The organism is Novosphingobium oxfordense (assembly GCF_044029435.1).
Classification (GTDB): Bacteria; Pseudomonadota; Alphaproteobacteria; order Sphingomonadales; family Sphingomonadaceae; genus Novosphingobium.
Map to the genome: position 1 here is coordinate 1204648 of NZ_CP147005.1, position 12954 is coordinate 1217601.

12 protein-coding genes and 1 pseudogene are annotated in these 12954 nt (G+C 63.5%); 5 read left to right on the plus strand and 8 right to left on the minus strand.

All coding sequences use genetic code 11. The features are described from left to right. Window positions 1-21: 21 nt before the first annotated feature. A pseudogene (gene dnaG, locus WBP07_RS05575) lies at window positions 22-1936 on the minus strand (DNA primase). Between the two features lie 27 nt (window positions 1937-1963). Next, on the minus strand, window positions 1964-2416 hold the full coding sequence (locus WBP07_RS05580; protein ID WP_395394769.1) for a GatB/YqeY domain-containing protein: 453 nt from the start codon (window positions 2414-2416) through the stop codon (window positions 1964-1966). 163 nt (window positions 2417-2579) lie between these two features. On the opposite strand from WBP07_RS05580, the gene carA reads away from it, so the two are divergent. The 4 genes from carA (at window position 2580) to greA (ending at window position 8269) form a co-directional block, all read left to right on the plus strand. Further along, a complete protein-coding gene (carA, locus tag WBP07_RS05585) occupies window positions 2580-3746 on the plus strand; it encodes a glutamine-hydrolyzing carbamoyl-phosphate synthase small subunit (RefSeq protein WP_395394770.1) in 1167 nt (388 codons plus the stop codon). A 166-nt stretch (window positions 3747-3912) separates the two neighbouring features. Then, window positions 3913-4290, plus strand: a complete 378-nt coding sequence (locus WBP07_RS05590; RefSeq protein WP_395394772.1) for a hypothetical protein — start codon at window positions 3913-3915, stop codon at window positions 4288-4290. 47 nt (window positions 4291-4337) lie between these two features. Continuing rightward, window positions 4338-7661, plus strand: a complete 3324-nt coding sequence (carB, locus tag WBP07_RS05595) for a carbamoyl-phosphate synthase large subunit (protein WP_395394773.1) — start codon at window positions 4338-4340, stop codon at window positions 7659-7661. Between the two features lie 131 nt (window positions 7662-7792). Further along, complete coding sequence (gene greA, locus WBP07_RS05600) at window positions 7793-8269, plus strand: transcription elongation factor GreA (RefSeq protein ID WP_395394774.1); 477 nt, start codon at window positions 7793-7795, stop codon at window positions 8267-8269. Between the two features lie 90 nt (window positions 8270-8359). Here greA and WBP07_RS05605 read toward each other — a convergent pair whose 3' ends face one another. The 5 genes from WBP07_RS05605 to WBP07_RS05625 form a co-directional block, all read right to left on the minus strand. After that, window positions 8360-8581 (minus strand): DUF4170 domain-containing protein, encoded by a 222-nt coding sequence (locus WBP07_RS05605; RefSeq protein ID WP_395394776.1) that lies wholly within the window; start codon window positions 8579-8581, stop codon window positions 8360-8362. Between the two features lie 126 nt (window positions 8582-8707). Further along, entirely contained in the window at window positions 8708-9280 is a 573-nt protein-coding gene (locus tag WBP07_RS05610) for a hypothetical protein (RefSeq protein WP_395394777.1), read from the minus strand. After that, window positions 9267-9608, minus strand: coding sequence for a hypothetical protein (locus tag WBP07_RS05615; RefSeq protein WP_395394778.1), 342 nt, complete (start codon window positions 9606-9608; stop codon window positions 9267-9269). Before WBP07_RS05615 ends, WBP07_RS05610 begins: the two co-directional genes overlap by 14 nt. Continuing rightward, window positions 9608-9997 (minus strand): phage holin family protein, encoded by a 390-nt coding sequence (locus tag WBP07_RS05620; RefSeq protein WP_395394779.1) that lies wholly within the window; start codon window positions 9995-9997, stop codon window positions 9608-9610. Before WBP07_RS05620 ends, WBP07_RS05615 begins: the two co-directional genes overlap by 1 nt. 29 nt (window positions 9998-10026) lie before the next feature. Next, window positions 10027-10563, minus strand: a complete 537-nt coding sequence (locus WBP07_RS05625) for a hypothetical protein (RefSeq protein ID WP_395394780.1) — start codon at window positions 10561-10563, stop codon at window positions 10027-10029. 181 nt (window positions 10564-10744) lie between these two features. Here WBP07_RS05625 and eno point away from each other — a divergent pair, with 181 nt between their 5' ends. Continuing rightward, window positions 10745-12031, plus strand: a complete 1287-nt coding sequence (gene eno / locus WBP07_RS05630) for a phosphopyruvate hydratase (RefSeq protein WP_395394781.1) — start codon at window positions 10745-10747, stop codon at window positions 12029-12031. Between the two features lie 206 nt (window positions 12032-12237). Here the strand turns inward: eno and WBP07_RS05635 are convergent, their stop codons facing one another. After that, complete coding sequence (locus tag WBP07_RS05635) at window positions 12238-12789, minus strand: MarR family transcriptional regulator (protein WP_395394782.1); 552 nt, start codon at window positions 12787-12789, stop codon at window positions 12238-12240. Between the last annotated feature and the right edge of the window lie 165 nt (window positions 12790-12954).

The window sequence follows — 12954 nt, forward strand, 5'->3', positions numbered from 1 at the left end:
GCATTCGTCCCGATTATACCATCAGGAAGACGCCGCCTGTCTTGTCGCCATTTGCCTGAGACGACTATCAAATTCCAGCTTTCTCTTGAGGAGACGTTGCTGTTCGGCAAAAGCTTCATCCGACAGCTCGCTTTCGAACCGTGCCGTCGCCTGCGCCAATGCCGCCTCCAGAACCGGGCGCTCCACCAAGAGGTCGATCGCCTGCACAAGATCCTCTGCCGCCTGATCCGCGCCGGTATCGGGATTTAAGAACCCGAAGCGCAATCCTGAGTATTCTGCGGTGCCGGGGATCTCCAGGCCACTATTCGCCAATATGGTAGCAAGAACATCGCTTTCAAGCCGTTCGTTCACACGGTGGCTCACATCGTGGCAATCGAGCAGCAAGGCGAAACGGGGATCGAGCCCGGGCGTGCGCGCCAGCGCTTCCGCATGGCGGGCGATCTGATCCGGCCACTGGATGAGCCCGGCCAGGATCGCGGAGGACAGGGCATCGCGTGACCCGCCCGATATCGCCCGGCGCAGACGTTCAAGCGATTCGGGGTCGGATTCGGGGATCGGGCTCCAGCGGCCTTTCTGGAAGTTGCCACGACCCCCGCCACGCTGCTGGTTCGGGCGGAATTGACCGCCGCCACCTTGCCCGCCGCCGCCCTGCTGCCAGCGGCTCTCGCGCTTGGGGAAGGCGAATTCGGAATAGCGGTCCTGCAACTCGCGCCGGTAGAGGCTGGCAATATCGGGATGCTGGATCGCATCGACATGCGCCATGAGGCGTGCCTTCAGGCCGGCCTTGTCCTCTGGCGTGGTAAGCGGCTGGGCATCGCGCTCCACTTCCCAAAGCACTTCGATCAGGCTCTTGGCCGAGTTCAGCACCTCTTCCATGACGCGCGCGCCCTTCGCCTTGATGAGATCGTCGGGGTCGAGCCCTTCGGGCAGGCGGACGATTCGCAAGGAGTGGGCAGGGCGCAGCAAGGGCAGGGCGCGGGTGACGGCGCGCATCGCCGCGCGCTGCCCGGCGGCGTCACCGTCGAAGCAGAGAACCGGCATCTCGACATGGCGCCACAGCATCTCGATCTGCTGCTCGGTCAGCGCGGTGCCCAGCGGGGCGACGCATTCGCCGATTCCGGCTGCCGCCATCGCCACGACGTCCATATAGCCTTCCACCACCACCATCCGGCCCGACTGGCGCGCGGCGGGCGCGGCGCGGTGGAGGTTGTAGAGGGTGCGCCCCTTGTCGAAGAGGGGGGTGTCCGGAGAGTTCAGATACTTCGGCGCATCCGTCTTCTCCTTGGTGAGAATGCGGCCGCCGAAAGCGATGACGCGGCCGCGCGCATCCTCGATCGGCAGCATGAGGCGGCCACGAAAACGGTCATAGGGATCGCGGTTCTCCACCTCGATCCGCAGGCCCGCCTCGATCAGCATCGCCTCGGGAAACTTGCCCAGCGCTTCCTTCATCGCCTGCCGGCCTTCGGGGGCATAGCCGAAGCCGAAGCGTTGGAGGGTGTGGGCATCGAAGCCGCGCGTGCCGAGATAGGCACGCGCCGCCTCTCCGCCGGGCGAGGACAGGTTCTGCACGAACCAGCCTTGCGCGGCGGCCATCACGTCATGAAGCGTATCGCGCTTCTCTGCCGCCTTGGCCGCGCGCGGATCGGGGGCAGGGACGTCCATCCCCGCCTCGGCCGCCAGTTCCTTGACCGCGTCCATGAACGACAGGCCCTGATGGTCCGTCATCCAGCGGATCGCATCTCCATGTGCGCCGCAGCCAAAGCAGTGATAGAAGCCCTTTTCGTCGTTGACGGTGAAGCTTGGAGACTTCTCGTTATGAAACGGGCAGCAGGCCTTGAACTCGCGCCCCGCCTTGGTGAGGCGAGTTCGAGCGACCGATCAACGCAGACAGGGTGATCCGCGTGCGAAGCTGGTCGAGCCATTGAGGGGTAAGCACGGTCCTGCCGCCCGGTATCGTGTCAGGTCAGGCCAGCGCCGCCTTCACCCAGCCCGAAGCCTTGCCCATGTCGAGCTGGGTGCCGTGACGCGCCTTCAGCGCGGCGACCACCTTGCCCATGTCCTTCATGCTCTCGGCACCGACTTCGGCCTTGATGGCTTCGATCAGGGCCTTGGTTTCGTCCTCGGAGAGCTGGGCGGGGAGGAAGGTCTCGATCACGTCCAGCTCGGCCTGCTCTTCGGCGGCCTTCTCGGGACGGCCACCTTCTTCGAACAGCTGGATCGATTCGCGGCGCTGCTTCACCATCTTCTGCAGCACGTCGATCACCATGGCATCGTCGTCCGGAAGAGAATCGGCGGTGCGCAGTTCGATGTCGCGGTCCTTGATCTTGGCAAGGATGAGGCGAACCGCGGCGAGGCGCGGCTTGTCGCCCGCCTTCATCGCGGTGATCTGGGCGGCCTTGATCGAATCACGAAGCATTGTTTTCCTGCTGTTCTGCTGGTTTTGGGAAAGGGTGATGGCGCAAAAGTAGCAAGCCGCGCGCCAAATTGCACCTGTCGCGCCTTGACGCGGTGCACAACCCTGTCTAGCGGGCGGGCCTTAGCACACATAGTCAGAAACGCCGTAAACGGAGCGACCCACCATGGCCGACGCCGCATATACGCTTGCGCCCAAACCTGAAGGGGCGACAGGCGTTCTCGTCCTGAGCGATGGACACGTGGTCTGGGGCCGCGGCTTTGGAGCCGTCGGCGAAGCAGTCGGTGAAGTCTGCTTCAACACCGCGATGACCGGGTATCAGGAAGTGATGACTGACCCGTCCTACGCGGGCCAGATCGTCACGTTCACTTTCCCTCACATCGGCAATGTCGGTGTCAACGACGAGGATCTCGAATCCAAGGTCGATGGCGCCGTGGGCTGCGTCGTCCGCGAGGACGTTACCCTGCCTTCGAACTTCCGCTCTGCCGGTGAGTTCGGCGATTGGCTTGCCGCCAAGGGCAAAGTCGGCCTTTCCGGCGTCGACACCCGCGCGCTCACCCGCCGCATCCGCCTTCAGGGCGCGCCCAATGCGGTGATCGCCCATAACCCGGAGGGCGAGTTCGACATTCCAGCGCTGATCCAGCGCGCGCAGGAATGGCCCGGCCTCGAAGGCATGGACCTTGCCAAGATCGTCAGCCGCGAAATCCAGGAGGGCTGGGAAGGCTCGACCTGGGAACTCGGCCAGGGCTTCGGCGCCGCTGAGGGCGATACCCTCCCGCACGTCGTCGCCATCGATTACGGCGCGAAGGACAACATCTTCCGCAACCTGGTGAAGGCCGGCGCGCGCGTTACCGTGGTGCCTGCCGAAACCTCGCTCGACGCGATCCTCGCGCTGCAGCCGGCGGGCGTGTTCCTCTCCAACGGCCCGGGCGATCCCGCGGCGACCGGCGAATATGCCGTTCCCGTGATCCGCTCGCTGCTGGAGCGTGACGTGCCGATCTTCGGCATCTGCCTCGGTCACCAGATGCTCGGCCTTGCGGCCGGCGCCAAGACCTCGAAGATGCATCAGGGCCATCGCGGCGCCAACCACCCGGTGAAGCGCCTGGACGACGCGGTCGTCGAGATCACCTCGATGAACCACGGCTTCGCGGTCGACAACCAGACCCTGCCGGAGAACGTGGAGGAGACGCACGTTTCCCTGTTCGACGGTTCGAACTGCGGCATCTCGATCAAGGGCAAGAAGGCTTTCGGCGTGCAGTACCACCCCGAAGCCAGCCCCGGTCCGCAGGACAGCTTCTACCTCTTCGAAAAGTTCGTGGGGATGCTGGCCTGATGGGCGCAATGGGTCGGTTTCTTGCTGCGGCAGCAATGCCGTGCCCCGCATCGGCGATCATTGCCGGTGCGGACCAGCGAGATTTCGACCCGGCATGTCCCTTTGCTTATGCAGGCGGGAGCCCGGCCTTGGTGCCGGGAACCCATCAAAGGCAAGGGGCCATACGATGACCGACCTTATCGACCACATGCTCGCTTACTATATTGCCGGACAGGCTGCCGAACTCACGGTTGCGCCGCGGTTCTACCCCTACGGTGAACTGCAGCTCATCTTCGAGGACAAGATCTCGGTGGCCGTTCGCAAGTTCGGCCCCAAGGTGCGCAAGCATGCCAAGGAAGCCGGCAAGGCCTTCATCGATCGGATGCTCGAAACGGGCGCCTGGTCGACGACGGAGGGCGAGTACGGCGGTTCGATGCACCAGTTCCAGGCTGACCGATACCGCGCGGTGATCCGCGAGGAGCAGGACAGCAACCCGATCATTCTTCAAGCCAAGGCCGAAGGCCCAGATTACTGGGACAAGGCGTTTGGCGAGCTGGTGGCCTAGGCCGCCAGTCCGACATACAAGACACACAGGACACCCCAGGACAGCCCATGCCCAAGCGCACAGACATCTCCTCGATCCTCGTCATCGGCGCCGGCCCGATCATCATCGGCCAGGCCTGCGAATTCGACTATTCGGGGACGCAGGCGATCAAGGCGCTCAAGGAAGAGGGCTACCGGGTCGTCCTGGTGAACTCCAACCCGGCGACGATCATGACCGATCCGGACATGGCCGACGCCACCTATGTCGAGCCAATCACCCCGGAAGTGGTCGCCAAGATCATCGAGAAGGAGCGCCCTGATGCGGTGCTCCCGACGATGGGCGGGCAGACCGCGCTGAACTGCGCGCTGGCGCTGTTCAACGATGGTACGCTGGAGAAGTTCGGCGTGCAGATGATCGGCGCCGACGCCGACGCCATCGACAAGGCTGAGGATCGCCAGCGTTTCCGCGACGCGATGGATAAGATCGGCCTCAACTCGGCCCGTTCGGGCGTGGCGCACACCCTGGACGAGGCGTTCAAGGTGCTGGAAACCACCGGCCTGCCTTCGATCATCCGTCCCAGCTTCACGATGGGCGGCACCGGCGGCGGCATCGCCTACAACAAGGCCGAGTTCGAGGCGATCGTCCGCTCCGGCCTCGATGCCTCTCCCACCACCGAAGTGCTGATCGAGGAATCGCTGCTCGGCTGGAAGGAGTATGAGATGGAGGTCGTGCGCGACAAGCACGACAACTGCATCATCATCTGCTCGATCGAAAACGTCGATCCGATGGGCGTCCACACCGGCGACTCGATCACCGTCGCCCCGGCGCTGACGCTGACCGACAAGGAATACCAGATCATGCGCAACGCCTCGATCGAGGTGCTGCGCGAGATCGGCGTCGAAACCGGCGGTTCCAACGTGCAGTTCGCGGTCAATCCGAAGGACGGCCGCCTGATCGTCATCGAGATGAACCCGCGCGTCTCGCGCTCGTCGGCGCTGGCATCGAAGGCTACCGGCTTCCCGATCGCGCGCGTCGCGGCGAAGCTGGCCGTGGGCTTCACGCTCGACGAGATCATGAACGAGATCACCGGCGCCACGCCGGCCGCGTTCGAGCCGACGATCGACTACGTCGTCACCAAGATCCCGCGCTTCGCTTTCGAGAAGTTCAAGGGCGCCAAGAACGATCTGACCACCGCGATGAAGTCGGTCGGTGAAGTCATGGCGATCGGCCGCAACATCAAGGAATCGATGCAGAAGGCCCTGCGCGGCCTGGAAACCGGTCTCGACGGTTTCAACCGCGTGGTCGAACTGGAAGGCGCCGGGCGTGACGTGATCACCGCCGCGCTCTCCAAGGCGACGCCGGACCGTCTGCTGGTGGCGGCTCAGGCCTTCCGCGAAGGCTTCTCGGTCGACGAGATCCACGCGATCGCGCACTACGATAAGTGGTTCCTGCGCCACATCGAAGAGATTATCGCCGAAGAAGCGAATATCATGAAGCACGGCCTGCCGGTCGATGCGCAGGGCCTGCGCCGCCTGAAGGCGATGGGCTTCTCGGACAAGCGCCTGGCCACGCTGGCGGTGCGTTCGGTGGGCGTTGCCGGCGGCATGGGCGAGACCCAGGCAAAAAGCTCGGGCCTGCTGCATGATGCGCTGCGTGCCATGGCGGGTGCGACCAGCGAGAAGGAAGTGCGCCAGCTGCGCACCAAGCTGGGCGTCCACCCGGTGTTCAAGCGCATCGACTCCTGCGCGGCCGAGTTCGAGGCGATCACGCCTTACATGTACTCGACCTACGAAGCCCCGATCTTCGGTGAGCCGGAGAACGAGGCGAACCCGTCCGATCGCAAGAAGATCGTGATCCTCGGCGGCGGTCCTAACCGCATCGGCCAGGGCATCGAGTTCGACTACTGCTGCGTCCACGCCTGCTTCGCGCTTGCCGAAGTCGGCTACGAGACGATCATGGTCAACTGCAACCCCGAGACCGTCTCGACCGACTACGACACCTCCGACCGCCTCTACTTCGAGCCGCTGACCGGCGAAGACGTGCTGGAAATCCTGCGCGTTGAGCAGCAGAAGGGCGAACTGGTCGGCGTGATCGTGCAGTTCGGCGGCCAGACCCCGCTGAAGCTGGCGCAGACGCTGGAAGACGCCGGCATTCCGATCCTGGGAACTTCGCCCGACGCGATCGACCTTGCCGAAGACCGCGAGCGTTTCTCGGCTCTTGTCGAGAAGCTGGGACTGAAGCAGCCGGCCAACGGCATTGCCCGCAGCCGCGACGAGGCGGTGAACGTCGCCAATCGCATCGGCTATCCGGTGCTGATGCGCCCCAGCTACGTGCTCGGCGGCCGCGCGATGGAGATCGTCGACAGCGAGCAGCAGCTCGACGACTACATCACCACCGCCGTTCAGGTTTCGGGCGATAGCCCGGTGCTGATCGACCAGTACCTGCGGGACGCCATCGAGTGCGACGTCGATGCCCTTTGCGATGGCGACCAGGTCGTCGTCGCCGGCGTCATGCAGCACATCGAGGAAGCGGGCATCCACTCGGGCGACAGCGCCTGCTCGCTGCCGCCCTACAGCCTGCCGGCCGAAATTATTGCCGAGATGGAGCGTCAGGCCGAAGCGCTGGCCTTCGGTCTCAGCGTGCGCGGCCTGATGAACATCCAGTTCGCGGTGAAGGACGGTGAGGTCTACCTTATCGAAGTCAACCCGCGCGCCTCGCGCACGGTGCCTTTCGTTGCCAAGGCGCTCGGCCAGCCAGTTGCCAAGATCGCCAGCCGCGTCATGGCGGGCGAAAAGCTGGCCGATTTCCCGCCGTTTAAGCGTGACCTCCCATACATGGCGGTCAAGGAAGCCGTGTTCCCGTTCGCGCGCTTCCCCGGCGTCGATCCGGTGCTGAGCCCGGAAATGAAATCGACCGGCGAAGTTATGGGCATCGATGCCGATTTCCCGCGCGCCTTCCTGAAGGCCCAGCTCGGCGCCAGCATGCGCCTGCCGGACAGCGGCACGGTGTTCGTCTCCGTGAAGGACAGCGACAAGGGCGTGATCCTGCCCGCCGTCCAGATGCTGGTGAAGGAAGGTTTCCGCATCGTCGCCACGTCAGGCACGCACAAGTACCTGAGCGAAGCCGGTCTGCCGGTGGAACTGGTGAACAAAGTGGCGGAAGGCCGTCCGCACATCGTCGACAAGATCGTCGATGGCGATATCGCGCTGATCTTCAACACCACCGAAGGCTGGCAGAGCCTGAAGGACTCGCAGTCGATCCGCGCTTCGGCGCTGACGGGCAAGGTGCCGTACTTCACGACAGCGGCCGCCAGCGTGGCTGCTGCACAGGCAATTTCTGCACAACGCGGGAGCCAGCTTGAAGTGCGTTCGTTGCAGGATTATTATAGCTGAAATCGATCTAGCCTCCCCACATCGCTGCGGATCGGCCCAGTCCCCGGGAATGACCTGAGGAACGGGACAGGGAACTAGTCTCCCTCGACTGGTTTTCGCGCAGCGGGGAGGCCGCAGGAAGGAAGTGTTTGATGGCCAGTATCGAAAAGCTCCCCATGCTCGCCGAAGGGTATGAGAAGCTTACCGCCGAGATCAAGGCGCTGCGCGAAGAGCGCCCCCGGATCGTCGATGCGATCGAGGAAGCGCGCGCGCACGGCGATCTCTCGGAAAATGCCGAGTATCATGCCGCCAAGGAGCGTCAGGGCCAGGTCGAAGCGACGATTGCGGATCTGGAAGACAAGATCACGCGCGCCCAGATCGTCGATCCGGCAACGCTTTCGAGCGACAAGATCATCTTCGGCGCCACCGTCACCCTGTTGGATGACGATGACAAGCCGGTGAAGTACCAGATCGTCGGCCCTTATGAGGCGGACGCCCGGATCGGCCGCATCAGCTACAACTCGCCGCTAGGCAAGGCGCTGATCGGCCGCCGGATCGAGGATGAGGTCGAAGTGACCGTTCCTTCGGGCGACAAGTTCTACCTCGTCCAGAAGATCGAGTTCATCTGAACTCGCTTCTCCCGCGGTGAGGGCAAAAGAAAAGGCCGGCGAAAGCCGGCCTTTTTCGTTTCCGCCGCCTGTCGGTGACGGGGCGCCTTTTCAGGCTTCCGGCTGATCCGGCTGGAGCAGGCGGTGGAGATGGACGATTACGTACTTCATTTCCGCATCGTCAACCGTGCGCTGGGCAGCCGAACGCCAGGCGTCTTCGGCAGAGGCGTAGTCCGGGTAGACGCCAACCAGATCCATGGCATCAAGATCGGCGAATTCGAGGCTGCGCGGATCCTTGACCCGGCCACCCATCACGAGGTGTAGTTTCTGCATGGGGAGAGACCGCTTTCCTTTGGGAGAGACGAGCGTCCCCATAAGTCCAGACGGTGCACAGAGCAAGAGCCGATCGCGTGCGCGATACGGCTCAAAATGCTCCTGTAAATCAATAGCAACAATTTCTCAATGACTGATGCGCTGAGCGAAATCCTGCATGCGCTGAGCGAAACGGTGGGTCTTTTCGCTGGCGGTTTCGGCAGCGTCATGGCCCAGCTTTCCGGCCTTCGTCGCAGCCACGCTGCTGACCTTCTCCGCCTTGTCCGCCGTTGCCCGGCCCAGCGCACCGGCTGCGGCCAAGGCAGCAAGGCCATAGCGCTCCAGCCGTTCGGCTGCGAGGCCGCCTGCCTTTTCCGCGCGATCGGCGATGTGGCCTGCTTCGCGCTTGGCGCCGATGCCCAGATCATGCGCCTTGTTGGAGGCATTGCGACCCAGCAGCATGGCCGCGCCGCCGGCGGCTTCGGCGAATTCCATCGTGCGCGACATGGCATTGCGCGTTACGCGGCGGGGCAGAAGCGCGCTTACGACGGCACCGGCGGCAAGACCGCCCGCGACGACGAGAACCGGATGTTTCTTGACGAACGCAATCACCTTGCGGGACGGGCTGTCCGTTTCGGATGCCGGCCGAATGGGAACGACTGCCCCCAGATTGGCATCGGTTGCGGATTGGGCGGGCTTTTTGGTTTCAGCGTCGCTCACCGTCGGGCTCCTTTTCACTGTCGTCATTGTCGCCCTTGCCTGAGAATGCGCCGAATATGTCGGTGATCCAGGCAAGGATGGGGTTTCTCAAGAGCCAAAGCACCAGCGCCGTGAAAGTTCCGCCGATCACGGCGGGGTGTTCCTCCACGACGGCGACAGCCTCATCCAGCACGTCCAGTGCCTTGTCGATCGCCTCGTCGGCAAGGCGGCCGGCGATCCCGCGTTCCTCGATATCGGCTTTCAAGGCCGCATAATGGGCATCGAACACGGCTTTTGCACTGTCGCGCACGGCGCGATGTTCGGCGAGTTGCTGGGCAAGCGCAGCCATCAGTTTTCACCCCCGGCTTGCAGGCCGTCGTTGCCCAGCGCCGAACGCATCCGACGGACGCGGCCGCGCGCGCTGAGCGCCAGGATCGCCGCAACCAGCAAGAGGGCAAGCGTGCCCACTGCGGTCGCCGCCCAGGGGCCGATCACCGATGCCAGCGAAAGCACCAGCCCGAACACGAATGCCATCAGGGCGAAGAAGATGAATACCGCGGCGAGCGCGCCGAACAGGGCGATCTTGCGGACTTCCGCGCCGACATAGGCGGCGCGGGTCTTCTGGAAGGCCAGTTCCGCCTGCGCAAGCGTTCGAGCCTCCTCGGCAAGGAGGCGCAAATCCTGGGCGAATGAGATGTCCTCCACCGCAAGGTCGAGGGACGGTGTGGGGTCGAGCATTGTCGCGTTTCGCGCCTCAGTCGGCTGGATCAGCTGCTCTTCTTGAACAGGCGACCGAACAGGAAGCCTGCTGCCACAGCAATGCCGATCGCGGCGCCGGGGCTCTTGCGGACGAATTCGCGCGCATCCTCACCCAGTTCATCCAGCGACTTCTCGTCAAGGCGGGCAGCGGCATCCGATACCGACTTGGACGCGGAGCGCGCATAATCGCCGTACTTGGGGCCGGCCTTCTCGTCGATCAGGCCGACATTATCGTCGATCAGCTTCGACAGGCCGACCATGGCCTGGCTGGTCTTCGCCTTGCTCTGATTGGCTAGGTCGGTCGCCTTGACCTTGGCATCATCGGCGAATGCGCTGGCCTTGGTCTTTGCGTCTTCTGAACGCACTTTGGCCTCGCTCGACCATTCGCTCTTGGTCTGGTTCAGTTTTCCCAGATAGCCTTCGGCGGCAGCCTGGGCTTCCTTGCCCAATGCCATGGCGCCGGCGCGAGCTTCTTCCATGGCCTTGCTGAAGTGGCCCTTGGCGTTTTCGGTTCCGTTTCCGGTGCCGCTTGTAGGTTCGGCCATGGCGTAATCCTCCTTGCTCTCGGGATACCCCGGTCTTTCGCCTATATGCGATGTGCCGACAGGGTAACACAAGTTGTCCTGCTTGCTGCAACGCAACTTGTAACCTCAAGTTCCCCTGCTAAGACGCGCTCAAGAGCGCCAAGGCCTATTTCATTGGCGCCGTTCAAGAGGAAATCTCAGCATGACCGCGATCATCGATATCCACGGCCGCCAGATTCTCGACAGCCGCGGCAACCCGACCGTTGAAGTCGACGTCCTTCTTGAAGATGGCAGCTTTGGCCGCGCGGCAGTACCCTCGGGTGCTTCGACCGGTGCGCACGAAGCGGTGGAACTGCGTGACGGCGACAAGAGCCGTTATCTCGGCAAGGGCGTGCTCAAGGCCGTCGATTCGGTAAATACCGAAATTGCCGAGGAACTGGTGGGCATGGACGCCGAAGACCAGCGCGACCTCGACCTTGCGATGATCGAACTGGACGGGACCGAGAACAAGGGCCGCCTTGGCGCCAATGCCATCCTGGGCGTTAGCCTTGCCGTCGCGAAGGCCGCCGCGAACGCGCGCGGCCTGCCGCTCTATTCCTACGTCGGCGGCGTTTCGGCGCATGTCCTGCCGGTGCCGATGATGAACATCATCAACGGCGGCGAGCACGCGGACAACCCGATCGACTTCCAGGAATTCATGGTCATGCCGGTCGGCGCCGATTCGATCGCCGAAGCGGTCCGTTGGGGTTCGGAGATCTTCCACACCCTGAAGAAGGGCCTGCACGAGAAGGGCCTGGCCACCGCTGTGGGCGATGAAGGCGGCTTCGCGCCGAACATTGCCAGCACGCGCGCTGCGCTGGACTTCGTCATTGCCTCGATCGAGAAGGCCGGCTTCAAGCCCGGCGTGGACGTGCAGCTCGCGCTCGACTGCGCTGCGACCGAGTTCTTCAAGAACGGCAAGTACGAGATCAGCGGCGAAGGGCTTTCGCTCAGCCCGATCCAGTTCGCCGACTATCTCGTCGATCTGTGCGGCGCCTATCCGATCATCTCGGTCGAAGACGGCATGGCCGAAGACGACTTCGAAGGCTGGACCGCGCTGACCGAAAAGCTTGGCCACAAGGTGCAGCTGGTGGGTGACGACCTGTTCGTGACGAACCCCAAGCGCCTGACCATGGGCATCGAGAAGGGCATGGCCAACTCGCTGCTGGTGAAGGTCAACCAGATCGGCACGCTGACCGAGACGCTGGAAGCCGTGTCGATCGCCAACCGCGCTGGCTACACTGCCGTGATGTCGCACCGTTCGGGTGAGACCGAGGACGCGACCATCGCCGACCTTGCCGTCGCCACCAACTGCGGCCAGATCAAGACCGGCTCGCTCGCCCGTTCGGACCGGCTTGCCAAGTACAACCAGCTGATCCGTATCGAGGAAGAACTGGGCAAGGCCGCGAAGTTCGCTGGCGCTTCGGCATTTGGCCGTCTGGCGCGCTGATCGGCCCATCCAGGCGGAATAGCTTGGACAGAAAAGGCCCGGCTCCTCAGGGAGCCGGGCCTTTTTCTTGCCTGTTGAAGATCGAGTTGGAGGATGGGATGCCGGGTGACCGGCTTCGGTCAGGAAAAGCCGGCCACCCGGTCGCCTCTATCGGCTCCGTGCCCAGGTCCCCCACCCTAGGGGCAGAACGGGTTGGCTACCGGAAATCAGCGCGCCGCCGAGAACTCCGTACGGGGATCGTCGAGCAGCACGACGGAGCGCGATGCAGAGGCGAAGTATTCGAGCATCGCGGCATAGCCCCGCGCGCTCAGCTTGACATAGACGCGCCGCGCATCGCCCGGATCGGCTTCCCGCACCAGTAGACCCTGCTTTTCCAGAATGGTTATCCAGCGCAGGGCCGTGGTTGAGGGGACGGCCGAGCCGATGCAGGCACTCGTCACCGAAACGCGGCGACGTTCCTTGGTGGCGATGAAGAGATCCAGCAGGATGTCCCACGCCGGTTCGCCGAAGAGGTCTTCCGAACCGAAGATCTTGGTGCGCCTGCGGCGGTCGTCATAGGTCTGGCGGGCAAGTTCCACCCAGATGGGGTGATCCTGGCTCGCGGCCTTGGTGCCATCGCGTTCCAGCCCGAGTGTGGCCTCGGTCGCGACGGTCTGTCCGATTTCGAGTTCCCGAGCCATGGCGAGAAGTTCATTGGCGATACCGATGAGCCGGATGGCCTTGGCCCGGCTGCGCATTAGTTGATCGGTCTTCTCCATAAGCCAGAGCCCACCAAACGCCTGGCTGCAATAGTATCGTGTCGAAAGGTTTCGATCACGAATACTATTTACAGCAATTACTACGCGGATCGTGGATTTCGGCGCTTCGGGCGCTGATGGGAATTAACCCTTTGCCTGAAGTCTGCGTCGCACTTTCCGCGAATG